Origin of the sequence: Microbacterium saperdae (assembly GCF_006716345.1) — a bacterium.
Taxonomy (GTDB): domain Bacteria; phylum Actinomycetota; class Actinomycetes; order Actinomycetales; family Microbacteriaceae; genus Microbacterium; species Microbacterium saperdae.
Genome location: NZ_VFOX01000001.1, coordinates 382,017 through 406,622, shown reverse-complemented (window position 1 = coordinate 406,622; position 24,606 = coordinate 382,017). Strand labels below are relative to the sequence as shown.

General features: G+C 67.3%; 21 protein-coding genes. 6 read left to right on the top strand and 15 right to left on the bottom strand.

All coding sequences use genetic code 11. From position 1 onward, the window contains the following. Positions 1-47: 47 nt before the first annotated feature. Both FB560_RS01790 and FB560_RS01785 read left to right on the top strand, forming a co-directional pair. Positions 48-236: a hypothetical protein gene (locus FB560_RS01790; protein WP_141870791.1), complete on the top strand. Its 189-nt coding sequence runs from the start codon at positions 48-50 to the stop codon at positions 234-236. A gap of 337 nt (positions 237-573) precedes the next feature. Beyond that, complete coding sequence (locus FB560_RS01785; RefSeq protein ID WP_141870790.1) at positions 574-1,227, top strand: Pr6Pr family membrane protein; 654 nt, start codon at positions 574-576, stop codon at positions 1,225-1,227. A gap of 63 nt (positions 1,228-1,290) precedes the next feature. Here the strand turns inward: FB560_RS01785 and hxlA are convergent, their stop codons facing one another. Further along, entirely contained in the window at positions 1,291-1,914 is a 624-nt protein-coding gene (hxlA, locus tag FB560_RS01780; RefSeq protein ID WP_141870789.1) for a 3-hexulose-6-phosphate synthase, read from the bottom strand. A gap of 38 nt (positions 1,915-1,952) precedes the next feature. Next, on the bottom strand, positions 1,953-2,531 hold the full coding sequence (gene hxlB / locus FB560_RS01775) for a 6-phospho-3-hexuloisomerase (protein ID WP_141870788.1): 579 nt from the start codon (positions 2,529-2,531) through the stop codon (positions 1,953-1,955). A gap of 99 nt (positions 2,532-2,630) precedes the next feature. Between hxlB and FB560_RS01770 the strand changes: the two genes are divergently transcribed. Together FB560_RS01770 and FB560_RS01765 are read left to right on the top strand one after the other, a co-directional pair. Further along, entirely contained in the window at positions 2,631-3,455 is an 825-nt protein-coding gene (locus FB560_RS01770) for a helix-turn-helix transcriptional regulator (protein ID WP_141870787.1), read from the top strand. Between the two features lie 60 nt (positions 3,456-3,515). After that, positions 3,516-4,916, top strand: coding sequence for a threonine/serine exporter family protein (locus FB560_RS01765; protein WP_141870786.1), 1,401 nt, complete (start codon positions 3,516-3,518; stop codon positions 4,914-4,916). A 22-nt stretch (positions 4,917-4,938) separates the two neighbouring features. Here the strand turns inward: FB560_RS01765 and FB560_RS01760 are convergent, their stop codons facing one another. From FB560_RS01760 to FB560_RS01705, 12 genes are all read right to left on the bottom strand, one after another. Then, positions 4,939-5,883: a hypothetical protein gene (locus FB560_RS01760; RefSeq protein ID WP_141870785.1), complete on the bottom strand. Its 945-nt coding sequence runs from the start codon at positions 5,881-5,883 to the stop codon at positions 4,939-4,941. Then, a complete protein-coding gene (locus FB560_RS01755; protein ID WP_141870784.1) occupies positions 5,880-6,656 on the bottom strand; it encodes an SDR family NAD(P)-dependent oxidoreductase in 777 nt (258 codons plus the stop codon). Before FB560_RS01755 ends, FB560_RS01760 begins: the two co-directional genes overlap by 4 nt. After that, positions 6,649-7,389: a PIG-L deacetylase family protein gene (locus FB560_RS01750; protein ID WP_141870783.1), complete on the bottom strand. Its 741-nt coding sequence runs from the start codon at positions 7,387-7,389 to the stop codon at positions 6,649-6,651. The genes FB560_RS01755 and FB560_RS01750 overlap by 8 nt, the downstream gene beginning before the upstream one ends. Further along, entirely contained in the window at positions 7,386-8,105 is a 720-nt protein-coding gene (locus FB560_RS01745; RefSeq protein ID WP_170198020.1) for a PIG-L deacetylase family protein, read from the bottom strand. The genes FB560_RS01750 and FB560_RS01745 overlap by 4 nt, the downstream gene beginning before the upstream one ends. After that, the gene (locus tag FB560_RS01740; RefSeq protein WP_170198019.1) at positions 8,102-8,914 is read right to left on the bottom strand and encodes an SDR family NAD(P)-dependent oxidoreductase; all 813 of its coding nucleotides are present in this window, start codon (positions 8,912-8,914) and stop codon (positions 8,102-8,104) included. The genes FB560_RS01745 and FB560_RS01740 overlap by 4 nt, the downstream gene beginning before the upstream one ends. Before the next feature lie 37 nt (positions 8,915-8,951). Then, positions 8,952-10,799, bottom strand: coding sequence for a hypothetical protein (locus tag FB560_RS01735; RefSeq protein WP_141870780.1), 1,848 nt, complete (start codon positions 10,797-10,799; stop codon positions 8,952-8,954). A 62-nt stretch (positions 10,800-10,861) separates the two neighbouring features. Continuing rightward, positions 10,862-13,438 (bottom strand): alpha-L-rhamnosidase, encoded by a 2,577-nt coding sequence (locus FB560_RS01730; protein WP_141870779.1) that lies wholly within the window; start codon positions 13,436-13,438, stop codon positions 10,862-10,864. Positions 13,439-13,545: 107 nt separating this feature from the next. Next, positions 13,546-16,263, bottom strand: coding sequence for a DUF5722 domain-containing protein (locus FB560_RS01725; RefSeq protein ID WP_141870778.1), 2,718 nt, complete (start codon positions 16,261-16,263; stop codon positions 13,546-13,548). Beyond that, the gene (locus FB560_RS01720; protein WP_229673426.1) at positions 16,263-17,987 is read right to left on the bottom strand and encodes a beta-N-acetylhexosaminidase; all 1,725 of its coding nucleotides are present in this window, start codon (positions 17,985-17,987) and stop codon (positions 16,263-16,265) included. The genes FB560_RS01725 and FB560_RS01720 overlap by 1 nt, the downstream gene beginning before the upstream one ends. Then, positions 17,987-19,435, bottom strand: coding sequence for an ABC transporter substrate-binding protein (locus tag FB560_RS01715; protein WP_141870777.1), 1,449 nt, complete (start codon positions 19,433-19,435; stop codon positions 17,987-17,989). The genes FB560_RS01720 and FB560_RS01715 overlap by 1 nt, the downstream gene beginning before the upstream one ends. Before the next feature lie 58 nt (positions 19,436-19,493). Beyond that, positions 19,494-20,378, bottom strand: a complete 885-nt coding sequence (locus FB560_RS01710; protein WP_211349935.1) for a carbohydrate ABC transporter permease — start codon at positions 20,376-20,378, stop codon at positions 19,494-19,496. Beyond that, positions 20,375-21,358: a carbohydrate ABC transporter permease gene (locus tag FB560_RS01705; RefSeq protein ID WP_141870776.1), complete on the bottom strand. Its 984-nt coding sequence runs from the start codon at positions 21,356-21,358 to the stop codon at positions 20,375-20,377. Before FB560_RS01705 ends, FB560_RS01710 begins: the two co-directional genes overlap by 4 nt. A 255-nt stretch (positions 21,359-21,613) precedes the next feature. On the opposite strand from FB560_RS01705, the gene FB560_RS01700 reads away from it, so the two are divergent. Further along, positions 21,614-22,624, top strand: coding sequence for a LacI family DNA-binding transcriptional regulator (locus tag FB560_RS01700; protein ID WP_141870775.1), 1,011 nt, complete (start codon positions 21,614-21,616; stop codon positions 22,622-22,624). Between the two features lie 74 nt (positions 22,625-22,698). Then, positions 22,699-23,376, top strand: a complete 678-nt coding sequence (locus FB560_RS01695; RefSeq protein WP_141870774.1) for a GntR family transcriptional regulator — start codon at positions 22,699-22,701, stop codon at positions 23,374-23,376. Here FB560_RS01695 and FB560_RS01690 read toward each other — a convergent pair. Further along, positions 23,343-24,416 (bottom strand): mandelate racemase/muconate lactonizing enzyme family protein, encoded by a 1,074-nt coding sequence (locus FB560_RS01690; protein WP_211349934.1) that lies wholly within the window; start codon positions 24,414-24,416, stop codon positions 23,343-23,345. The two genes, FB560_RS01695 and FB560_RS01690, sit on opposite strands and share 34 nt — an antisense overlap. Positions 24,417-24,606: the final 190 nt, after the last annotated feature.

Below are 24,606 nucleotides of genomic sequence, written 5' to 3'. Positions count from 1 at the left end.
CGGTGCAGCATCCGAGCGGTGCGGCATCCCCTCAGAAAGGCGCCACCATGTCCGATCCCCGTTCCTACCCCGAAGACCAGGGCCCGTTCGACGCCGCCGCGGAGACGCCGGCCGGCGAGAAGGTCTTCACCGCCGATGACGGCGCCGACGACGACAGCGACGGCCTCGATCCGCTCGAGCAGGGCGATGAGGCGAACGTCGACCCCGATATGGGGTTGAGCAACTCGGCGGAGTGACCAGGCAGTCACACCTCGCGCCGCCGGCTACTCCATCGCACGAGTTGCAGGAGAAAGCGCAGGTTGCAGGCGCGATCTCCACAGATCCTCCCTGCAGTCCGCGCGTTCTCCTGCACGTCGCGCGCGGGCGACCGGGACATCGATCCGGGAACCGCCGGTGACCCCCGTCGTCCCCTGACGACAGCGGATCACCGGCGCGCGGAGCTCACGCGAACGCCGCACCCTCCCGGGCCTCCGCGGCTCCGCGTTCCCGAACATAGGCGTGGGGGCGACGGAAGGACGAGGGGGTTGCCGAGAAGGACCGGATGCAGTATTCCGCGACCGATATATTGAGCGCATGACCTCCCGCCTCACGGCCATCGTCTTCCGACTCGTGTTCGCCGTGCTCTCGCTGACCGCCGTGTTCGCGCAGTTCTTCGCGGTGACCGTGACCAACGGATACAGCATCCCGAACTTCTTCTGCTACTTCACGAACCTGTCGAATCTCATGATCTCGATCGTCTTCATCGTGAGCGCGATCCGCCTGATCCGGAACAGGTCCTCCTCCCCCACCGACACCGCGGTCCGCGGCGGCGTGGTCGTGTACATCGTCTTCGTCGGCGCGGTGTTCAACGCCATCCTGGTCGACGGCGACATCGGCCCCGTCCTCCCCTGGGTCAATGTGGTCGTGCACATCATCGTCCCCATCGCCGGCGTGGTGGACTGGATCGCCTGGCCCCCGCAGCGCCGACTGCCGTTCCGCGTGACGCTGTGGTGGATGATCTGGCCCGCGGCGTATGCGATCTTCTCGGTGGTACGCGGTGCGATCGACGGCTTCTATCCCTACCCGTTCTTCAACCCGGCGGTCTCCGGCGGCTACGGCGGAGTCGCACTCTGGTGCGCGGCGCTCGTCGCGATGTTCTTCGCCCTCGCCACCCTCGTGCGGTGGGTGGGCAACCTGAGGTTCCGGTCGCTGTCGGCGAAGGCCGGACCAGCGCCGCAGCGGGTATGACGATGCCCGCCGGGGTCCGGCGGGCATCGTCATCGAGCGGTTCGAGCGGTTCGAGGAACGGCGTCAGACGAGCGCCGCCCGCAGACCGGCCGCTGCAGCGCCGACATCCGACGCTCCGTAGATGGCACCACCGGCGACGGCGATCTGCGCGCCCGACGCCTGCACGGCGGCGATCGACGAGGCGTTGACGCCTCCGGCGACAGAGAACGGCACGCCCGCGGCGCGACCGGCCTCGAGCAGACCGTCGAGCGAGTAACCCTCCTTGGCCTGCTCATCGAGGCCGGCGTGCATCTCGACGAACTCGGCGCCGAGGGCGACGACCTCCTTCGCGCGTGCCGCCTTGTCGGCCACGCCGATCAGGTCGACGACGATGCCCTTGCCGTGCTTGGTCGCCGCCTTCACGGCACCGGTGATGGTGCTGTCGTCGGCCGAGCCCAGCACCGTGACGAGGTCCGCGCCCGCGGCGAAGGCGATCTCGGCCTCGAGCTCACCGGCATCCATGGTCTTCAGGTCGGCGAACACGACCTTGTCCGGGTGAGCCGCCTTCATCGCGGTCACGACGGACAGGCCCTCGCTCTTGATGAGCGGGGTGCCGAGTTCGAGGATGTCGACGTGCGCGGCCGCGGCGGCGGCGAGGTCGAGCGCCGCAGCGGTGGTGAGGGTGTCGATGGCGAACTGGATCTTCATGTTCCTGCTTTCGTGTGGTGTCGGCCGGGCGGCCGGGGTCATTCGAGGTTCGAGTGTCGGGGCCACAGCTCGTCGGCGGAGAGGCCGCTGCGCTGCCAGAGCGTATGGAACAGGGCGTCGCCGAGCAGCACGACGGTCTGCTCGAAGAGGCCGCCGGCGTACTGGGCCGATGCCGTGCCGGAGCGATCGAGCTTGCCCGCCGCGGGCACCGTCACGATCACCGACGACAGCGCGGCGACCGGGGATGCGGGAGCGGTGGTGATCGTCGCGACGGCGGCTCCGAGCTCGTGCGCAACGGCAGCCGCGCGGACGATGCCGGTGGTCGTGCCCGAGCCGGACGCGGTGAGCAGCAGGTCGCCGCGCTCGATCGCGGGCGTCGTGGTGTCGCCGACGACGAACACGGTGAGGCCCAGGTGCATGAGTCGCATCGCGGTCATCCGCAGCGCGATGCCGGACCGTCCGGCGCCCAGGAGGAACACCCGATCGGCGTCATGCACGGCATCCGCGAGTGCGGCGATGGCGGCGGCATCCGTCTCGGCGAGAGATCGCAATGCGGCATCCACCTCGCTCTGCACGGTGTGGAGCGCGTCGACGACGGGGAGTGCGGCAGAGCTCATCCTCCGATTATCGAAACGACGGCCGCACCGCGGACTCCGCCGAATGTCTGGAAGAACTAGCCGTTCGGCTAGCGCTGCCCGATCGGCTAGTCTCACGACATGGTCACCACCGTCACCTCTCAGGCCGCTCGCGTGCGCACCTCGGAGCAGGCCCGCATCCTCGCCGAGCAATCGGACCGGCACGCGGTCACGCTCGAGTCCCTTCTCGCCGTGCTGCGCTCGACCCGCCTCGGCGATCAGGCCGCACGACAGACCGCGATCGACGTGGCGGCCGGCGCGCTGGTCGAGCTGCGCACGGCGTCGGATGTGCGCGAGAACGACTTCCTCGAACCGGTCGTCGGCGCGTTCGAGCGCTTGAAGACCGACCTGCGTCCGCTCGTGCGGTTCGGTCAGCTCGACGTGCAGTTCGTGGAGCCGCCGGCGAACGGACGCGCACTCCCCGGCGCGGTCGCGCTGTCGGCGCGGGCCATCGTGCGCAACGCCGTGCTGGCCTTCGCGGATGCCGATGACGCGCGCCGTGTGCGCATCCAGTGGGATTGCGACGGCCTCAACCTGTTGATCGGGATCCGGGATGACGGCCGCGGCGACCTGCACGCCCATGACGACGCCCTGCGGCGGATCGCGGAACAGGTCAGCGCGAACGACGGCACGTTCCGCGTGGCCTCCACCCCCGGCTGGGGCAGCGACCTGACCATCGCCCTGCCGCTGGATCCGCCCTCGGCTTCCACCCACTCGGTCGAGGAGGACGTGGACCTGAGCGACCGGGAGCGCGAGATCCTCCGCCACCTGAGCACCGGTGCGCGCAACGCCGAGATCGCCGCCGCGCTGCGCGTGAGCCCCCACACCGTGAAGTTCCACGTGTCGAAGCTGCTGCGCAAGACCGGCGCCCGCAACCGCGCCGAGCTCGCCGCCCTCGCGCGCTAGCGCGCGCCCCGCTCCCGCCGCCCACTCGGCGACACCGCGCGCGCAGGAGACAATGGACACATGTCCCCGAAGTCCCCGCGGCGACTGCTCGCCTCCCTCCGCCGGATCGTGCACAGCGACCCCTCGGCCGTGGCGCTCACCGAAGTGATGCCCGTGATCGACGAGGGCATGGTGCCCAAGGTCCTCGACCTCTCGACCCGCATCGGCGAGTCCATGTTCGCCGTCGGCGCCTCGGCGCACGAGGTCACCCTCGCCATCACGCGCGTGTGCGATGCCTACGGACTCCGGGGCGTACAGGTCGACGTGACGTACAACTCGATCACGGTCTCCTTCCACCTCAGTGGTGAGGTGTGGCCCGAGACCCTGGTGCGCGTGGTGCGCGTGGCGGCGCCGGATCACGCCAAGCTGCAGCGCGTGCAGGCGCTCGTGTCGGATATCCGCGGCGGTCTGGATCTGGAGTCCGCCCGCACGGCGTTCCGCGTGATCCGGAGGGTTCCGTTCCGCTACCAGCAGCCGGTCGTCGTGGTCGCGCGCGCCATGCTCGCGGTCGGGGTGAGCATCCTGCTCGGCGCCTCGCCGCTCATCGTGGGTCTGACCTTCGTCGCGGCCCTCGCCGCCGCACTCACCCAGGCCGGGCTCGCCCGCCTGCGCGTTCCGCTGTTCTTCAGCCAGATCGCGGGAGGGTTCGTCACCACCGTGGTGGCTGTGGCGGTCTCCGCGCTCGGCGCCGCCGGGATCGAGCCGTTCGTGGGCATCCGTCCCTCGATCATCGTCGCCTCGGGCATCGTGCTGATGCTCGCGGGCCTCACGGTGGTCGGCGCGGCACAGGACGCCATCGACGGCTTCGCCCTGACCGCCGGAGGACGCATCCTCGACCTCACGATGCAGACCCTGGGCGTGGTGATCGGCATCCTGGTCGGGCTCGAGCTCGGCACCGTGCTCGGCTTCACGATGGAACTGCCGGACGACCCCGCCCCGTTCGGTCCCCTGCCGAGCGTGTTCGCCGGCGCGATCATCATCGCGGTCGCCGTGGCCGTGTTCAACGGCGCCGGCATCCGGATCATCCTGGTGAGCGCCCTGCTGAGCGCCATCACGATCGCCGGCTACACGCTCGCGACCACCCTGAACGTGCACCCGGCCGCGGCGAGCGCGATCGGCGCCCTGCTCGCGAGCTTCGTCGGAGTGCTGATCGCGCACAACCTGCACGTGCCGTCTGTGGCCGTCACGACCGCGGCGATCGTGCCCCTGGTCCCCGGTGTCGCGGTGTTCCAGGGCTTGCTCGAGATGGTGCACACCGACGGTTCCGCCTCGGATGTCGTCGGGGCCGGCAGCTCGCTCATCTACGCCGCGGTGATCGGTGTCGGACTAGCCTCCGGTGCATCACTGGGCCTCTACCTCGGCACCCCCGTGCGCGCGACGCTCGGGAGCGTCACGAAGACCCGCGCCCGCGTGCGGCGCTGAGCAAGCGACGCACGCGCGGCGGTCAGGCTCCGCGCCATTCCGCCGTCGCACGCCACCCGAGATGTTTTCCAGGCTTCAGTGGGAGCAGCGAATCGCGAGCCCCGAGATCGTCGAGTGACCTGCCAGGAATCGACATCATCTCCGGAGAGAAGACATCTCCGTTCCAGGGCGACTTCACTGGTCGGAAATGGCGCCAGAGCAGCAGGTGAGGCAACATCTCGGAGTCGATCGAGAACTCGAGTCGTCCGCCCAGCAGCGGCGCTTCGACCGCGAACGCGCCGCTGCCCGAGGACATGATCACGTGATCGTGCGTGCCGTCGACCGCTGCAGGAATGCGCGACGCATCCTTCAGGGTCCCGTCGCGGCCGAGAACCCAGGGCCACGTCCCTGTGCTGCCTGCACGGAACGTCGACGCGACCGGGTCGGAGACCGCGCCCGGAACGCGGATCGCACCGCCATCCACCCGGATGCGACCGGCGCGAAATGCCGCGCGCGACAGACACGGATGCTCTCCGAACGCCACGAGCTGCACTTGCTCCGTGTCGTTGCGCACCACGGTGTCGACCGTGAGCACGCCGGAGTGCACCGACAGTGTGCGCGTCATGCTGAAACCCGGTCTCGCCTCTGCGGTCGCCGCGATGCTCGCGCGATCACGCGATCGCACCCTCCACCGCACGCGCGAAAGATCGCCGTGCACGATCCGATCACCGTCTGCAGCGCCCGGTATCCCCGCGGTGGGGAACATCCCGAACCAGCCTCCGATGAACACCGCCTCGTCGAAGTCGTCGGATTCGGCGACCGTCGACGCGGTGAGAGGAAGATCGCGGACGGCGTGGACGCGCTCCCGCGACCACAGCAGATTCCCCACACCGGTCGGGGAGAACTCCGAGATCACGAATCCATGGGACGGGATGCAGGCGACGCGAAGAGCGGCGTCCCCGATGATCACCTCATCTGCATCGCTCATACCGCGGTGAGCCCACCGTCGACGACGAAGACACCGCCGGTGCAGTAGGCGGACTGATCGCTCAGCAGGAAGAGCACCATCGCCGCCACGTGCTCCGGTCGTCCGATCGTCCCCAGCGGGATCGCCGCACGCTCACGTTCCGTCCGCCGCTCATCTGTCTGAAGAAAGCCGTTCATCGGCGTCTCGATCAGCCCGGGCCACACGATGTTGACACGGACGCTCGCCGGCGCGTATTCATTGGCCATCACCCGGCCGAGGCCGACGACCGCACCCTTGCTCGCGCTGTAGGCGTGGTGTCCGAGCTCCATGCCATAGCTGCCGGTGGGAGATCCCATCAGGACCACGCTTCCGCCGCCGCCGTCGAGAAGCGCCTTCACACCGTGCTTGACACTGCGGAACATCCCGCCCGCATTGACCGCGAGCGTGTGCTCCCACACTTCCTCGTCGAGGACGTGGACCGCGGCATCCGATTCCGGTTCGATTCCCGCCGAGACGACCAGTCCCTGCGGCACGCCGAACGCCGATTCGGCACGGCTCACCCACGCGTCGAGGGCGTCCGTGTCACGCACGTCGCCGGCCGTGATCAGCAACCGTCCCGAGAGTTGCTGTTCCTGCGCCCACCGCCGGGCCGCGGAGGGGTCTCGGTCGAAGAGCGACACCGCGCACCCCTGCCCCAGCAGCGCCTGGACGCAGGCGAGGCCGATGCCGCTTCCCCCGCCCGTCACCAGCAGATGTCGGCCCGCGAGATCGCGATACTCGACGCCCTCAGCCATGGACCTGCCGCCGTCGCCCTCGGGGCAGGAGCTCCCACCCACCCGTGTGCGGATAGTCCCTCAGCAACCGGAAGCCCTCGGCGTCATGCGTGCCCGCCTGCGCACCGCGGAAGCCCGCTTGAGCACGCACGGGATCGAGAACATCCGTGCCGAAGACCGAGCCCATCCAGTGCACCTGACTCGCGTGCTGCATGAGCATCCGCTCCTTCACGGTCATGACCGGACTGATGTCCACGTACCCCTCCGGCTCGAAGCGATGGCTGCCGTAGGTATCCATCACGAACGTCGTCGGCGCCCGGTCGAGCGCCGGGTTCCGCGTCTGGATGAGCGGAACGGTCGCGGGGACACGCGAGTCCCTGGCGAGCGTGCCGGCAGCGCGATGATCCGGGTTGTAGTCGTCCTCATCGAGGATGAACATCACGTCGGGTCGTGCGTGACGGATCACATCGATCATCGCCAGGCGGGAGGCACGATCGCTGAAGAGGAATTCATCGTCCTCCCCCATCCAGATGAGGTCGGCTCCGATCACATCAGCGGATGCCTGCGCCTCGCCCCGGCGGATGTGCGCGATCTCATCGCGAGTGCCGCTCGGCGCGCCGATGTCGCCGCGGGTCGCGACCGCGATCGTGATCTTCGCACCCCCCTCCGCGTACAGAGCCAATGTCCCTCCGCACAGGAAGTCGACATCGTCGGGGTGTGCGCCGATCGCGAGGACGCGTGAAGGCGTGGTCATGTGTCGTCTCCTCGTGTCGACGGGAGCAGCGCCCATCCCTCGGTGGCCGGTGGTCCGAGCACGAGCTGGAAGGCCTCGGCATGACGGACGCCCGCTTGATGGCCCCTCATGCGCGCGAGACGCAACATGTCCTCAGCGGTGTCTACGCCGAGTATCGCCTTCGCCCATGTGCGCTGTGTGACATGGCACTCCACCATCGTCTGTTTGAGATCGATGGTGTCGCTGATGTCGGCGAATCCGTGCGGTTCGAACCGTCGACCTCCTCGTGTGTCCATCACGAACGTCGTCGGGATGTCGACGGGCCCGTGATGACTCCCGAGCAGTGGCATCGCCGCAGGGATGCGGGCGTCACTGCCGAGGCGCGCGGCGGCACGTCGATCGGGGTGGTCCTCGAGCTCGCTGGGAACGAGCAGCACGTCCGGCCCGACGGAGCGGATGGCGTCGATGACGCTCATCCGAGTCGGCTTGTCCTCCGTCAGGAACTCATCCTCGTTCCCCAGCCAGATCAAGTCCGCACCGATCACGGCGCATGCTGCCTCGGTCTCTTCCCGCCGGATCCGCCCGGCTTCGTCAGCGGTACCGCTCAGGGCCGCGGTGGCCCCGGTCGTCGCCACGGCGATCGTCACGGCATGCCCGCCAGACGCATACCGCGCCAGCACCCCCGCACACGCGTGCTCGACGTCTCCCGGCTGCGCGCCGATCGCGAGGATCCTCACCCTCGATCCCCGGTCGCGCGCTCGCGAAGGGCGGACTCCTGCGGGAATCCGAGCACATCGTCGGCCAGCCGCGCGTTTCCCGCTTGCAGCCCGCCATCGATCATGAGCGTGGTGCCGGTGATCCAACTCGCGGCGTCGGAGGCGACGAACTCGACGAGAGCCGCGACATCGTCCGGCGTGCCCAACCGCCTCAGCGGGTACCACCCGCTCATCCGCTCGATGATCTGCGGATCCTGTTCCTGGCGACGCTGCCATGCACCGGACGTGATCACGGTTCCGATACCGAGCGCGACCGCCCGCACGCCGTCGGGCCCGTAGCGCACCGCCATGCTTCGCGTCAGCGATTCGACGGCTGCCTTCGCCGCACTGTATGCCTCATTCCCGAAGTACTGATGGGCGTTCACCGACGACATCGAGACGATGACACCGCCGCCCCGACCCCGCATGTGCGGGAGCGCGGCACGCGAGCACAGGTAGACCGAGCGCAGCACCACGGCGATCTGCTCGTCCCAGCGGGCGGGGTCGGTGTCGAGAAGGCTCTCGTCGTAGGCGTAGGCCGCGTTGTTGATGAGCACGTCGACTCCGCCCCACTCGGCGGCGGCGCGCGCGAACAATGCGGAGACGGCCTCCTCGTCGGTGATGTCCACGGCCTCGAGACGCACCCGAGACGATCCTCCGAGTCGGTCGTCGAGATCGCGGAGTCCGGCCTCGTCGCGGTCGACGAGGATCAGTGCGGCGCTCGGATCCTGCATGAGCCGATGTGCGATCGCGCGACCGATCCCTCCGGCAGCCCCGGTGAGAAGGAGCACCCGGCTTCCTTCCAGATGCGCGTGATCCGTCATCACGTCACAGCCCCGCATCGTGCGACTCCGCGAGCAGACGGAGGATGCGCCCATTGCCACTGGCGTTCGGCTGCCACGGCGCGAAATCGGGATCGTTGTCCGCATAGCGCTCTGCGACCTGATACTCCGGCGACATCGCGTATCGGAGCAGATCGTCACGGATCGCGCGCGCGAAGTCGAGATCGCCCGAGTCGAGCGCGGCGTCGAACCAGATCGCCTCCGCGAACGTGGTGTACCAGGTGTGTCCGGCCCAGGGATCGCTCGGTACGCCCTGAATGATGAGGGAGTCGGTCATCCGCGCGAGCAGGCCGCCTCGCGAGAGCTGCCTGGTGCGGAAGTACTCGAGGACGCCCTCGATCTCGAGCGAGTGGAGATCGACGATCCCCGTACGAAGCAATGTCACCGGCCCGGTGACGCCATAGGGGCTGATCGGAGGGTCGATGGGCGGCATGCCGACCGATTCCGAGAGGAGCGCCTCCCCCGGAGCGGTCCACGTCACGCTCTCATCGAGCATCTTCCGCAGAACATCCTGGTACTCGCCCACCAGATCCTCGACCTCACCCTGCCGCTGCACGTCATGGGTCGCGCAGTACCGGGCGTACTCACGCAGTCCGTAAACGTTGAGCGCATCCGTGAACATCCAGTTCTGCGCGGATCCCGCCCAGTCGGTCGACTGCGCGGAGCGGAACAGGCCCGCCCGCTGCCCCGGCTCGTCGGCCACCGATGCCCTGCCGTCCCTGATGAACTCGAAGGCGCGCAGTGCGGCGGCGGCCAGGCGCGGGTCCGCATCCGACGCGGACCGCAGATGAATGCTGACACCGGCGAGGAAGGCTCCCGTGTTCCCCGCCCATTGCGGAGCGTGCAGAGCGAACACCTCACCGGCCTCGTTCTGCCGACTGACGAGATGGCGATAGCCCTCGGCGGCCCACTCACCCAGTCCGAACACATCGAGTCCGCGGAGCATCTCGATCGCCTCCACGGGCCAGATCCCGCGGCTGATGCCTCCTTGGCGCGGAGCGAGGCCCTCGCGTCCGTAGTCCGCCAGCATCTGAAGATTCTGCGCGAGCAACTGCCAGGCGATCTTCTGATCGGCGGACTCCAGTGCGAGGACCGCGTCCGAGGCAGGTGCGAGAGCATCGCGCCATGCGGACATCTGACGCTCGGCCACGGACTCCGCATCCGCCGCCGCGGTGCCCACAGTGATCCTGGTCGATTCACCCGGCGTGAGCCGAACGTCGTACACGATCGCCCCACGGGCATGGGTCGGCAACAGCCTCGGGTCAGGGTGCACCCTGCGGACGGTGTCGTCCACATCGAGATGGAGACGCCGCCCTCCGAGACTCTCCTCCCCCTCGCGCAGCTCTTCCGCGGGAACCATGCCCCAGTGCTCGAGAGGAGGTTCGTAGGAGCAGTAGCCATCCCAGGCGACCCCCATGAGCAGACGCTCGTCGCCGCTGCGGACAAGGATCCACACGCGCTCTTCGACCGGAAGCGATGAGGTGTTCGAGAGCACGATCGACCAGGTCCAGTCCGGCTCCGCAACCGGCTCCACAGCGAGTCGCGCCGCGAGATCCAATCCCGCGGGCGTCCAGGCTTCGAGCTCGGCGACCGGTGCCCGATCCTCCGGGAAGGAGATCTGAGTGTCACGCCACGGCAGGCGAAGGCAGTCCGGCCCGAACGCGAGAGCGAGACCGTCCGCCATGATCGGCTGCGGATGTTCCCCCGTCGGCGTCGGATGGTCCTCCCCGACCGGCGCATCGGTCACCTTGAGGTCAGGCCAGACCGTGATCAGCCGATGGCTCGCCGGCGGCTGCTGATAGATCTTGGTGCTCCGACTGCGTTCCCAGCTCATGGATCCCGTCCTGTGTCGTTCCTGGATTCTCATCGAATGCGTGTCCACGCGAGTCGCCTCCGTCATCCGGCGGTTCCGACGCCCACACCACTGCGTGCGGTGCGCGTCTCGTCGTTCGCCTCGATGGCGGCGGTGAAGGATCTCCGTCCGCGGACATCCGTGATCGGTTCGCCACTGAAGGGCATCACGACCGTGGCCGTCATCCCCGCCGGCACGATCACGTCGAGGCGGAACTCTCCCGTCTCCTGGATCGCCCAGGAGCTCTCGACGATGCCGTAGGGCGTCACATGCGATGCCGACGCCCGGTACAGACCGCCTCCGGGCATCGGTGCGATCAGCGCCGTCCGCCATCCGGGCTCGCCGCGCGTCAGACCGGCCACGCGACGGTGCAACCAGTCCGCGACGGCGCCCAGCGCATAGTGGTTGAACGACGTCATCTCGCCCGGATTGATGGTGCCGTCGGGAAGCATCGAATCCCAACGCTCCCAGATCGTCGTCGCACCCATCGTCACGGGATAGAGCCACGACGGACACTCGGTCTGCAGGAGCATGCGGTACGCGGCATCGACGTAGCCTGCGTCGGTCAGCGCGTCCAGGATCAGCGGGGTCCCCACGAATCCGGTGTCGACATGGAAGCCGGCGTCGGAGACGAGTTTCTCGAGGCGAGCGCCGGCGGCCTCGCGCACGCTGTCGTCGGGAAGCAGATCCCACTGCAGCGCCAGGGCGTAGACCGTCTGCGCGTCGCTGTACACGCGGCCGTCCGGCTCGACGTATGCGCTGACGAAGGCGTCGACGATCTCCCGGTGCAGCTGCGCGTAGAACAGTTCGTCCTCACTGCGTCCGAGCACCCTGGCGGTCTCGCGACAGATCCAGGTCGAACGTGCGAAGTACGCCGTGGCGATCACGTCCGGATCCGACTTGCCGGCTGCTGCGTCGTCCGGTGGCGCGTCCGGAGCGAGCCAGTCCCCGAACTGCGGAGACCCCTCCCAGAGCCGGTTCGGCCCGGCGAGCTCCGAGATGCACGCCACCCACGCCGTCATCGACGAGAACTGACGTTCGAGGATGCTCGTGTCCCCGGTTTCCTCGTAGAGGGTCCACGGCACGATCGTGGCCGCGTCGCCCCACGCCGCCCTCGCCTCGCTCCAGTCACGCAGCACATCGGGAACCACCATGGGCACGATGCCGTCGACGTGCTGCTCCGCCGCGAGATCGCGGAGCCAGGAGGAGAGGAACCCGGTCACATCGGCGAGGAACACCGCGGACGGGCCGAAGACCTGGATGTCTCCTGTCCATCCGAGCCGCTCGTCCCGCTGCGGGCAGTCGGTCGGGACATCGAGGAAGTTCCCGTACATGCTGCGCACGACGTTCTCGTGCAGTTGATCGATCCGGGGGTCATCGCATGCGAACCACCCGCGGCGCTCCAGATCGCTGGCGAGGACCACGGCATCCAGTTCGATCAGATCGTCCTCCTCGAGCCCGTCGATCTCGACATAGCGGAAGCCGTGGAACGTGAAGCGCGGCTCCAACTCGACGGTGTCCTCGCGATCTCCGAGCAGGTAGACATCGGTGGCCTGCGCGCCGCGCAGCGGACGCACTCCCAGTTCACCGTGCTCGAGAACCTCCGCATGGCGCACTCTGACCTCCTGCCCGGCACGGGGCACGCGAGCGACCAGCCGGACCCAGCCCACGATGTTCTCGCCGAAGTCGACGAGCATCCTGCCGGACGGCGATCGGAACACGTCCAACGCAGCGATGCGTCGGACCTCGCGAATCGGCTCGCTCTCGGGCGGCACGAGTCGCTCGAGCGGATACTCGACGATCACGACGGGCGATGCCGGTCCGTCTTCCATCCGCAGATCGCGGGTCTCCCCGTCGTACAGGTCGTTCGCCAGGATGCCGGTCTCGTGCGCCGACCACTGCTCGTCGGTGCCGATGACCTCCCGTGTCCCATCCGAGTAGGCGAGCTCGAACTGGGCCAGCAGAGCGAGCTGTGAACCGTAGAGGTCGGTGTGCCGATGCCACGTGAGTCCGCTTCGATACCAACCGTTGCCGAGCACGGCACGGATGTCGTTGCGTCCCTCCCGCAGCAGTGCGGTGACGTCATCGGAGTGGTGACGAAGACGATGATCGTATGCGGTCCACCCGGGCGCGAGAACGCGGTCGCTCGTGCGGACCCCGTTCACATCGAGGTCGTAGGCGCCCAGGGCGCTGATATGCAGGACCGCGCTCACCAGGCCGGGGCGCACGTCGAACGAGCGCGTCAGCACCGGAGCGGGCCCAGCCGGCGCCGCATCGGTCGGGCCGATGAACCGCGCAGACCAGTCCTCGGCGCCGAGCGGGACCACGGTGAAGGCGCGAGCCTCGCTCCAGTCGCTCCACCCGTCCTCGCTCCCGTCGTCGCGTACGCGAACCGCGACGTCGCCCTGTGCGCGTGAGACCAACGGCGAGAACGGCCACGACGCGTGCCGTTCCTCGGTCCGGATCTCGATCGACTCCTCACCAGTCCCGGTCCGCAACCGGATCTGCACTGCACGTTGCTCGTGCACATCCGCGTTCCAGTGGAGTCGAGGCTGAGCGGAGCCGATGAAGTGCGAGTCCCCGCGCAGGTCATCGAACCGCAGGTCGTTGACAGTTGTCATGCTGTTACTTCTCCTTCGTCGGCGGTGCGCCGACTCGTGGGTGGGCTGTCCGAAGCCGCCGAGACGACACCGGACAGCCCACTCTGGTTGTTCACGATCGACGGGTGTCAGCCGATGCCGACGTCGTCGATCTCGAAAGTGCCGGTCCAGGTGACATTGGTCGTGCCCTTGACCCAGACCTTTATCCGTTCGATGCTCGATCGGCCCGTCCAACCGTCGATGTCGAGCTCGACATCGGTCCACTGACCGGTGGCCGATATGGCCGTCGTTCCTTCGGCGATCGTCCCGTCGGCGCCGTAGAGCTTGACCTTCACGGTGGGCGCGCCCGCGAGCGGGACGTCAGCCGCAGAGGTGCGCACGCGCAGCCAGAGCGAAGAGGCGGCGCTGGCATCGACGGCCTGACCCCACACGACATCCGTCCCGCGCCAGACCTTGGCGTTCGCGGTGAAGGACACCGCGAGCGCCCCTGAGGCGTTCACGACGCCCGAGGAGTAGTCGGATGCCCGCCACCCGTCGACGCCGGTCGCGAAGTCCGAGAGCACGGTGGTCCCCGTGGACGGCGCTCCCGTGGTGGCGGCCCCGACGGTCACCGGCAGCGGGCGGTCGGCGAGCTCGGAGGCGTCGAACCCCGGAACGAGTTCGCTCCAGTCAGAGATGCCGATGATCGCCTTCGCGAAGTCCGTCACCTGCAGGGACCGTTCCGTGTCGATGTCACGGAAAACCTCGTAGATCACCTTCTGCTGGTTCGGTTCGTTGGCTGAACCGCCGTTGTCGTAGCGATCCTCGTCCCACGTCCAGAGCCCGAGGCGGAACCCGCCCTCGAACATGTGGTCGACGTGCCGATGCAGGATGAAGTTGTCGATGCCATCGCTGAACTTCACCTTGTAGTAGGCGAGTGCGTAGCACGCCGCCTGCAGCTGCTCCCCTGCGAGATCCCCGCCGGGGGTGTCGCACCCCTGCTCCGAGAGGATGACTCTGCGCTGCGCCCCGTCGAAGGTGAACGGCGTGCGGCTCAGATAGGTGGGCAGCAACTCGATGTTCTTGAGCGTGATCAGCGGCGAGGTGTCGATGTCGGCGGTGGCCTGGACATCGTCCCAGAAGGCCGGATCTCCGATGTTCTCAGGATACGGGTGGTGAGCGACGTTCCAGTCGTAGTCTCCGTGCTGCGTCGTCTGCGTCGTCAGAGCCGTGAGCACGTCCTTGCCTGCATAGGACTTGGTCGGACCACCCCCGAGCGGCTGCACCCAGGCCGGATCCATGCTGGTGTAGACCCGGGTGGTGTCCGATGCCGCAGCGGTCGCTGCATCCGCGATCCGCAGCGCACGCTCGTACTCGGGCACGAACTCGGCGATCGTCAGGTGTCCGGAGTTGTAGTAGCTCCAGGGCGTGTCGATCTCGTTGCCGATGATGAAGCCCGACACGCGACCGTGCGAGAGGTCCGCACCGCTCCAGCGCTGTGCCACGAACTCCATGGCGGCCGTCAAGTGACGTACACCGTCGGCAGTGACTGTGTTGAATCCGGGTAGGACACCGCCGCCGGCACCCAGGACCGCGTCGGGGTGCATCAGCACCTGCGCGCTCTCCGGCCGTGTACGCGCGTCACCCGCGAGGATGATCAGGTTCACGATCGACTCATTGTCCGAGAGCGGCTTGATCTGGACGTCCATGGCCGCAACGGCTGCGCGGTCGAAGTAGTAGTCGATCCCGCCCGAGGTGAAGACGATCGTGTCGGCCGTCGGCCCCGCCGCGGCGAGCATGATCTCGGTGAGGTCGATGTTGATGGCCGCATGCTGGACGCCCAGCTCTTCCGCGTCGTCGGAGAGGTGGACCTGCAGCCCTTTCTTGTTCACAGCCACCGGATACGGCCGCGACGATGACGGCGTCATCGCGAAGTCGTCGACATGTCGGTACGTGCCGACGACCTCTCCGCCCACCACAGCGATGAATCGGAGGTACAGCGGGTCGAGCCCATCGATCGGGGTCCGAGCGACGGATGCCGAGAAGGACCCGGCGGAGTTCGCCGTCGTCGAGCCGACGGCGGTACCGCTCGTCGCGGTGATCACCTCGGTGGTCGGCGCCACGGCGCGGAGTTGGACGCTCTGGCTCGCGCCGACCGTGCCGGCGATGTGGATCTGGCTGTCGTCGGCGGCCACGCTCGTGACTCCGCGCGTGGTGACCGCGGGGATGACGGTGCCTCCCGAAGCCGCGCTCCACGCGACGTCATCGATCTGATAACGCATCCCCCAGGGGGTCGAGCTACCGACTGCCGCGAAGCTGACGTCGATCCCGGTGACGGATGATCGTCCGGCCCACGCCGAGACGTCGACGACGATGCGGTTCCAGCGATCGGGGGTGAATCCCGTCGCCGTGCCGACCACCGTGGATGCCCCTGAGCGCACCGTGACCGTGACGCCGTAGCCCGTCGCACTCGGAGCACCCCCGAAGGAGTTGACCGCCACGCTCAGCTCAGCGGCGGTCGACAGGTCAAGCGGGGTCGACGGGGCGACACCGATCACGCGCGGAGCGTTCGCCGCGACGCCGGCCGCTATGGCCTGGAGCGCGTGAGATCCGACGAGCGGTGTCCCCGGTGTGTTCAAGAACGACGTGACTGCTGCGACGGAATCGACGTTCGTGCCCGCGGCCCACCCCTGGGTGGTTCCGTCATCGAAGCCATAGAGCAGCGTGCTCTGACTGGCGGTCGTGGTGGCCGCGGCGACAGGTGCCGGCGCGACCGCGACGACGCTGATGCTCGCCGCCGCGAGCCCGAAGATCGCGAGGAAGGACAGCGCCGTCCTTCTCACGGCCCTGCGTGTGGGTGTGCTCATCATGATTCCTCTGCTGTCAGTGCGAACTCGGAGGGGGTGGTGAAACGTGGGTCCGAGGGGATGACCGCAGCGCCGGGGTGTGTCTGCTCCACCGCGTCCGGCCATTCCTCGGGATAGGCCTGGTGCGGGCGATCCTCGGACAGGTCGCCCACCCAGTTCGCGAATCCGGGTCGGCTCTGCCAGGGATGAGGTCCGTCCAAGGGACGGTATTCGATCCCGAGCGCCGCGAGCCGGGGCAGATGCGACCGACGCAGCCGGGCCTCGAAATCGTCGTAGTCCCTCTTCTCCCGCGGCGACCACAGCGCTTCAGCGAGCGCACACACACGCGGGAACATGTTAAAGTCCACGCGCCGTTGGGTCTCCAGCAGCTCGGTCCAGACGTTTGCCTGCGCGCCGAGCACGTGCTCCTCCAGCTCGGGAGGCGTGCCGGGAGGCAGCACCTCGAACGCGTACACCTGCGGGAGGGAGATCAGGTCACCGATCGGAAGGGGTTCATCGGGACCGTCCGACTGGAACGTGTCGAAGTAGAGCACGGTGTTCGGGGACATGACGACGTCCCGGCCCTGCCAGAGCGCCTCTACTCCACCGTCATACCCGCGCCACGACATCACGAGGACGTCGTCGGGGACATCGATCTCGAGGATCTCATCCCATGCGACCGGCACGCGCCCGGCGGAGCTGATGTGCGCCGCGAACTGCTGGAGGAGCCAGCCGTAGAGGGAGGACGCATCGGGGAGACCGAGTTCGTTCGCCCTGCTCTGGGAGTGAGGATCGCGCTCCCATTGCACGCGCGGCACCTCGTCACCGCCGATGCCGATCCATCGGCCGGGGAAGAGCTCCATGACCTCGTCGAACACCTCGCACACCATCCGCACCGTGTCCTCGTCGGCGCGCAGCACGTTGTCGTTGAGGCCTGAGCGCACGCGCACGGGGAGCTGCTCGCCGTGCACGCTGTGCTCCGGATAGGCGGCGAGCAGCGCCTGAACGTGACCCGGCACATCGATCTCCGGGACCACGGTGATGTGCAGACGACCCGCGTAGGCGACGATCTCTCGGATGTCGTCCTGCGTGTAGAAGCCGCCGTGCGGGGCGGTGTCGAAGACCGCCTGTTCCACCGCCCCCATGTGCGACTGGGTGCGCCAGGAGCCCACCTCGGTCAGCCGCGGATACCTCTGGATCTCGACCCGCCATCCCTGATCATCCGTCAGATGCAGGTGCAGCGTGTTGAGCTTGTGCAGCGCCATCGCGTCGATCACACGGAACACGGAGTTCTTCGGCATGAAATGCCGCGCGACGTCGAGCATCAGCCCTCGCCAGCGGAAGCGCGGTTCGTCCTCGATCACTCCGAGAGGCAGCGGGTCGAGGGCCCCGACCCGTGCCCGCCGATACGCGGTGGGACCGAGCAGCTGACGCAGGCTCTGGGCGGCGTACAGCGCACCGGCAGGTCCGCCCGCGGCGATGATGATGCCCTCCTGAGTGATCTCCAGTCGGTACGACTCCGACCCACGGTCCTCGTCCGCCTCGAAGCGCACCAGCGCATCCTGCGAGTCGACCAGTGGCACGGTCCAGCCTGTGCTCTCCCTCAGCACGACGGCGAGCCATTCGGCCTCTGCTCGCATCGCCGCATCCGCCGTGACCGAGACGCCGGAGTCGAGGACGAGTTCGCCCTCCTGAAGCTCCTCGACGAGCGGGATGGGAACGAGCCCGGACATCTTCCCCGTCATCACTGGGCCCACTCTTCGGTCCAGTCGGAGTTCGCGGCGACCTCGGCCGCGTAGCCGCGCGCGTTCTCCTGGATCGTCGCGAGCGCGGACTCGAGATCGACCGATCCGATGAGGTATCCGGTGTACTGATTCTGCCCCGTCATGGCGGACGGTACGCCGAAGAAGCCGCCGTCACGTCCCGAGAGCGGCAGCTCCGCCCAGGCTCCTGCGGTCAGCGCCGCGACCGTGTCGGGGTCCTCCACATCGACGAGCGCCGAGATGCTGTTCGTCGCATCCAGCCACTGCTTCACCTTCGGGCTCGACATGTACTGCAGGAACTTCACCGCAGCGTCGCGCTCCGCGCCGTCGATGTACGCGGGGATCATGTACGCCGTACCACCGTTGCGAGTGCCGAAACGGGCGTCCTCACCGTTCGCCTCCGAGGCGTCGCTCTTCTCGACCGTCGGGAAGGGGAGCGTCGACCACGTGAAGTCCGAGTCCGCCAGGCCGGAGGAAGCGAAGTTCGTACCCCATGCGAATCCGGCCTTGCCGGACACGAACTCGGTACCGCCCGAGAAGGAGCCCTGCGGCGCAATACCGGACCAGTTCTCCGTCGCGCACTCGTCGGTGAACTCCTTCAGGATCTCGAACGTCTGTTGGAACGACTCGCTACCCGGCATGTCGACCTCGTCGGTCAGCAGGGAATGCACGATGCTCTTCTCCGTCAACGGATCGCTCGTACCCGGATTCCCGTCCGCGTCGAACTGGTCGACCGCCGTGAACTCGTCTTCGAGCAGCATCGACCCCAGGGTCGTGAGCGTCCATCCGGGGTACAGCGGCGAGCTGTCCATGGCGACCCCTGAGTAGCCGGCGTCACGCAGCGCGCCGCACGCATCGATGAAGCCCGAGAACGTGCCGAGGTCATCGACGTTCACGCCGACCTCGTCGAGGAGGTCCTGATTGAAGTAGAGGCCGATCGCGACGAGATTGAACGGGATGTTCTCGTAGTCGCCGTTCGCGTTGGCGCCCACTCGGCCCTCACCGCCGAAGAACTCCGGCTTGAAGTCGTCGATCCATGGGCGGTCGGAGTCCGAGAAGGGGTTGGGTTCCGCGAGTTCCTCGGTCAGCGGCGAGATCTGGTCGGGGGTGTGTGCCGTCTGGGCGAAGATCAGCTCCGGCGCGGTGCCGGCTGTCAGCTGCGCAGAGGACGTCTGCCCCCAGGACGAGATGGGGAGGACGTTGGTCTCGATTCGGATGTCCGGGTTGTCCTCCTCGAATGCCGCGACGACCTGCTCCCAGGCCTCGCCGAAGGTGTTGGTGTCGTTGGTGAACTGGTTGGGGCCGGACAGTGTGATCGTGACGACGTCGCCTGCGGCGTCGGACGAACATCCTGCGAGTGCTCCCGCTGCGACGGCTGCGGCGACGGTGCCGACCAGCACGCGGCGTGCGGAGGTGCGAGAAGCGATCATGATCTCTCTTTCGGGTGGGAGGAATGGTGGAGCGATGGAGGGATGGAACGGGCGGGCGTCAGTTGGTGCCGGTCATGCCGCCCTGCACGCCGGCGAGGAAATACTTCGAGAGGAAGGTGAAGAGCACGACCAGAGGGAGACTCGCAAGAAGGTAGCCCGCCATGAGCGGCCCCACTTCGGTCGCGTTCTGTCCCTGAAAGAACTGGAGCCCGACGGACACTGTGCGAAGGCGGTCCTGGCTGAGCACGAGCAACGGCCAGAAGAAGTCGTTCCAGACGGTGGACACCGTGAGGAGGCCGATCGTGCCACTGACCGGGAGCGAGAGCGGAAGCATGATCGACACGTACATCCGGACGCCTCCTGCCCCGTCGATCCGGGCAGCATCGAACAGTGCCTGCGGGATCCCCTCCGCGAAATTGCGGATCAGGATGACGCCGAGCACGACGCCCTGCGCCACGTACTGGATCACGAGCACGGTGTAGGTGTTCAGCAGATCCAGATCCCGCATCATCACGAAGAGCGGGATCAGCGTCGCGATACCCGGCATCATCATCAGCACGAGGATCATCGACCAGATCAGCCTCCGCCCGGGGAATCGGAAGCGCGCGAGCACGAAGCCCGCCGTCGAGGAGAGCGGGAGGATCAGAACGGTCGAGGCGAGCGCGATGCCGATCGAGTTGAACAGGTACGGCGCGATCTGATTCCATGCCGTCGCGTAGTTCTCGAAGTGGAACGGGAACTGCAGCTGCCAGAACCCCTCGGCGAACTGCTGATTCGTCTTGCCCGAGGTGACGAGCATGAACAGGTAAGGCAAGAGGCCGACCAGGACCAGCGCGATCACTGCTGTCTTGACACCGATCTGGTGTCGCCCCACGATGCGACGGGGTCGCACGGTGCTGGTCGAAGTGGTGCTGTCCAGGGCGGTGCTGTCCAGAGTGCTCACATCGCACCCCCGTTCTTGTCAGCGGTGGCTCTCCGCCCGAGGACTGCGGCGATTCCGCTGACGGCGAGAGTGATGAGGAAGAGAGTCGTCGAGAGTGCGGCGGCGTAGCCCCAGTCCCCACCCGAGAAGGCGACGTTGATCATGCGCAAGACCGGAACCATCGTGGCGTTGTCGGGTCCACCGGCCGTGAGCACGTAGGCGATGAAGCCGTACTGGAGGGAGGAGACGATCGCGAGGAAGACGAGCAGACGCATCTGCGTGGCCATCAGCGGGAGATCAATGCGGAAGAACCGCACGATGCGACCGGCTCCGTCGAGCTGCGCCGCCTCGAGCACCTCCCTCGGGATGTTGCGGAGGCTCGAGTAGAAGATGAGGAAGGGAAGTCCGGCGATGAACGGGAATCCGACGAAGAGAAGCGCGACCAACGCGGTGTCGGGGTCACCGGTCCAGTTCTGGGCCAGTTCGCCGAGACCCAGCTGTCGGAGGATCGTGTTGAAGACTCCGGAGTTCGGTTGGTAGAGGAAACCCCAGATCAGAGCCGTCACCACTCCGGGGAAGGCCATCGGCAGGATGAGGAGCGTGCGCAGCGCATACTGCCAGCGTTCGCTGCGGATGGTGATGAGCAGTTCGGCGGCGAGCAGCGGCAGGATCCACGCGACGACCCCGAAGACGAAGATGATCACGAGGTTGCGGAACGACAGCCACCAGATGGAGTCCCCGAGCATGGTCTGGTAGTTGTCCATGCCGATGAACTCGGAGTCGAGCGCTGGCCGCCAGTGGAACAGGGACCAGAACATGCCGGAGACGACGGGATAGACGGCGAAGGCGAGGACGGTGATCAGCAGCGGGGCGAGGGCGAGATAGACACCCAGATGCCGAGGGCTACGGCGCCTGCGGCGTTCGGCCGGCGACGACTCACCGTCGTTCGCGCCGTGGGAGACGGGGTCGACCGTTCGGGGGTGATCGATCACACCGGACATAACATTCCTCTCGCTGTTGAGTGCAACGTTTCACCGCTCCAAGTCGGCAGTGACGCAGAAGCTCATCATTCGCGGGCCCCGCGATCTCGCTACAAGTCGCGGATTCACCTGACTACGCGACGCCTCTCGGGGAGGAATCAACGCCATCGTGCGGCCCGTGACGCAAACATAGAGTGAAACGTTGTTATTCGTCAAGAGAACGTCTAGATTCAGTACACCGCACCATCCGCGTGCGCTCTGTCGGGAGGAGGCGCCTTGGTCAGCATCAGAGATGTCGCGTCGCGAGCCGAGGTCTCACTGGGCACGGTCTCCAAGTTCCTGAACAGTCCTCATCGCGTCGCGCCCGCCACTCAGGAGCGCATCCGTGCAGCGATCGACGCGCTGGGATATACCCGCAACGAAGCCGCCCGACAACTGAAGACCGGCCGGAGCACGACTCTTGCCGCGGTCGCTCTCGAGCTCAACAATCCGTTCTTCGGTGCCGTGGCCGAGTCGATGGAACGACGCGCCCATGATCTCGGCCTCTTCCTCTCCGTCGCCTGCACGAACAATGACGAGAACCGTGAGGAGATGTATGTCGAGATGCTGATCCAGCAGCGGGTTCACGGCGTGATCCTCGCGTCAGGGCTCACCTCGACCAAGGCGCTCGATGCGCTCAGGGCTGCGCGGATCCCGACCGTCCTGCTGCACGCCTTCCCCGAGATGGAAGGCTTCTCGTCCTGCACCGTCGACGACTTCTTCGGTGGGCGTCAGGCCGCATCCCACCTGATCGATGTCGGCCGTACACGCCTCGCCTTCGCCGGCGGCGAGGAACGCACCCGACCCGTGGCTCAACGCCTGCTCGGGGCGCGCGACGCGGTGTCGTCTGCGGACGGCGTCACACTCGAGGTACTCCCCACTCCCACCCGGTCGGTGCAGGACGGCATGCGGCTGGGGGAGCAGATCCTGGCGCGCGACCCCGCGGACCGCCCGGATGCCGTGCTCGCCGCCAACGATCCCGTCGCCATCGGCCTGATGAAGACCTTCACGTCCGTCGACCCGTCCATGGTTCCTCGGGACATCGCCGTCGTCGGGTACGACGACATCGATCTCGCCGCTGCGGCTGCCGTGCCGCTCTCCTCCGTCCGCAGCCCCCACGCGACTCTCGGGCGCGTCGCCGTGGATCTGATCGACGAGCAGGCCTCGAGCGATGGGAATACGCCCACCCGACACGTCAGCATCCGCCCCGAGCTGATCGTGCGAGCGAGCTCGGGCGCACGGGTCTGACCCGCCATTCCGGAGCATCGTCAGCGACAGCGGCATTCTGTTGACAGAATGAGGACATCGACTCGGGAGACCTCATGACGTTGAAACCGGTGGACAGCGCGTCGCTTCGCGACCGCGTCCTCACGACGCTCCGCGCCGGCATCCTCGACGGCTCCCTCGCGCCGGGGACGAAACTGACCGAACCTGAACTCGCGCGCCAGCTGTCGACGAGCAGAGGCCCGATCCGCGAGGCACTCCGCGATCTCGAGAAGGAGGGGCTGGTGACGAGCCAGGCCCGCCGGAGCGCGCGCGTGGTCGAGATATCGGAAGAGGAGGTCGTCGAGGTCCTCATGCCGATCCGCGTGGTGATCGAGCAGTATGCATTCCGTCGCGCCGTCACCGCTTTCACGACATCCGACCTCGACGCCCTCGAGGCCATCGTCCGCGAAATGGCGAAGGCAGCGGCTGAGCAGGACCCCGAGGCGCTCGGCGATCTCGACGTCGAGTTCCACCGCTTCGTCATCGACAGGACAGGACAGGAGCAGGGCGCCCAGATCTGGCGGTCTCTGCAACCACGGATCCGAACCCACTTCCGCCAGGAGCAACGCACGCAACGACTCGACGATGTCGTGCAGGAGCATGTCGAACTCCTCGACGCGCTGCGCTCCTCCGACGCTGATCTCCTGACCGAGCGCGTGCGGGAGCACGTGATGGCCATTCCCGGTCGAGCCCGCCGGGCTCAGACGGACAGCAGGTCGACTCCTCCGGTGTAACGGAGCAGCGCCTCGCGATCCCATTCGATTCCGAGTCCTGGCGCGTTCGGCACGGCGAGACGACCGTCTGCGTCGAGCACCCAGCCACCGACCACGAGGTCGTCGATGTACGCGGACCCCGTACAGTACTCGACGAGGTCCGTGAAACGAAGCGCTGCCGCCGCATGCAGGTCGGCAGCGAGCCCGATCGCAGTGTTCCACCCGTGGGGGATGAGCGTCATTCCGCTGTCCTCAGCACGACGTCCGATACTCATCATCTCATCGATGCCACCCACCTTCGTCACATCGGGTTGCACGATGTCGAAGGCCGCCCGGTCCACGAAAGGCGTGAACGCCTGCCGGCGCGTGTAGGTCTCTCCCCCACTGATCGGCACCGCGGATGCGGCCGTGAGCCGGACGAACCCGTCGATGTCGTCCGGGTTCAGCGGTTCCTCGAACCACGCGACCCGGTGATCCGACAGCATCCGCGAGGTGTCCAACGCCCACCGGACGCCGTTACGCCAGAAGCCGTCGCTTCCGCCCGCATCGACCGCGAGGATCGCGTCGTCCCCGATGGTTTCGCGCGCCGTGCGCACCAAGAGCTCGTCCATTCGCGCATCCTCCCGGCCGAATTTCCCCCAGCCGATCTTGAAGGCTGCGAACCCCTGGGCGGACAGTGCAAGGAGGTTCTCGCGGAGTCGCGCCGGTTCATCCATCAGAAGCGATGCGTACGGGCGAACGTGATCGCGGTGGTTGCCTCCGAGAAGGTGCGAGACTGGGGCGCCCCACACCTGTCCGGCGAGATCCCACAGTGCGATGTTGATGCCGCTGATGGCGTGGGTTATGGATCCACCTCGGCCCATCCAAAAGGTGTGCTGGTGAAGCTCCTCCGTCATCGCGGTCGGAGAGCTGAACTCCCGTCCGATGATGAGCTCCTCGAGAACCTCCATCGCTCCTGCGACGAGCGCCTCGTGGGTGAAGACGCTTCCCATGCCGACGCGCCCGTCGTCGCTGTGCACAGCGACGACGGTGTGAAGCGAGGACTCCGGCTTCAACTCCATCGTCCATCCACCTCGGGGAGTCGCGCCCCTCAGCCCGGCGATACGAATCTCTCGGATCTTCACCGTTGATCTCTCCTTGCCGGACCGCGCGCAGCGTCGGTCCCTCGATGCTCGTCATCATCATGCCAGAAACTGTCAACAGTTTGCAGTTTCGAGATGACGAAGCACCGAGGGCGACTCCTCTCGCGCG

Coding starts and splice junctions, on each gene's coding strand:
- FB560_RS01785 (WP_141870790.1), top strand. CDS start 574: ATGACCTCCCGCCTCACGGCCATCGTCTTCCGACTCGTGTTCGCCGTG.
- FB560_RS01705 (WP_141870776.1), bottom strand. CDS start 21,358: ATGTCCGGTGTGATCGATCACCCCCGAACGGTCGACCCCGTCTCCCAC.
- FB560_RS01695 (WP_141870774.1), top strand. CDS start 22,699: ATGACGTTGAAACCGGTGGACAGCGCGTCGCTTCGCGACCGCGTCCTC.
- FB560_RS01730 (WP_141870779.1), bottom strand. CDS start 13,438: ATGACAACTGTCAACGACCTGCGGTTCGATGACCTGCGCGGGGACTCG.
- FB560_RS01715 (WP_141870777.1), bottom strand. CDS start 19,435: ATGATCGCTTCTCGCACCTCCGCACGCCGCGTGCTGGTCGGCACCGTC.
- FB560_RS01725 (WP_141870778.1), bottom strand. CDS start 16,263: ATGAGCACACCCACACGCAGGGCCGTGAGAAGGACGGCGCTGTCCTTC.
- hxlA (WP_141870789.1), bottom strand. CDS start 1,914: ATGAAGATCCAGTTCGCCATCGACACCCTCACCACCGCTGCGGCGCTC.
- FB560_RS01755 (WP_141870784.1), bottom strand. CDS start 6,656: ATGGCTGAGGGCGTCGAGTATCGCGATCTCGCGGGCCGACATCTGCTG.
- FB560_RS01770 (WP_141870787.1), top strand. CDS start 2,631: ATGGTCACCACCGTCACCTCTCAGGCCGCTCGCGTGCGCACCTCGGAG.
- hxlB (WP_141870788.1), bottom strand. CDS start 2,531: ATGAGCTCTGCCGCACTCCCCGTCGTCGACGCGCTCCACACCGTGCAG.
- FB560_RS01735 (WP_141870780.1), bottom strand. CDS start 10,799: ATGAGCTGGGAACGCAGTCGGAGCACCAAGATCTATCAGCAGCCGCCG.
- FB560_RS01760 (WP_141870785.1), bottom strand. CDS start 5,883: ATGAGCGATGCAGATGAGGTGATCATCGGGGACGCCGCTCTTCGCGTC.
- FB560_RS01720 (WP_229673426.1), bottom strand. CDS start 17,987: ATGACGGGGAAGATGTCCGGGCTCGTTCCCATCCCGCTCGTCGAGGAG.
- FB560_RS01765 (WP_141870786.1), top strand. CDS start 3,516: ATGTCCCCGAAGTCCCCGCGGCGACTGCTCGCCTCCCTCCGCCGGATC.
- FB560_RS01690 (WP_211349934.1), bottom strand. CDS start 24,416: ATGGAGTTGAAGCCGGAGTCCTCGCTTCACACCGTCGTCGCTGTGCAC.
- FB560_RS01790 (WP_141870791.1), top strand. CDS start 48: ATGTCCGATCCCCGTTCCTACCCCGAAGACCAGGGCCCGTTCGACGCC.
- FB560_RS01750 (WP_141870783.1), bottom strand. CDS start 7,389: ATGACCACGCCTTCACGCGTCCTCGCGATCGGCGCACACCCCGACGAT.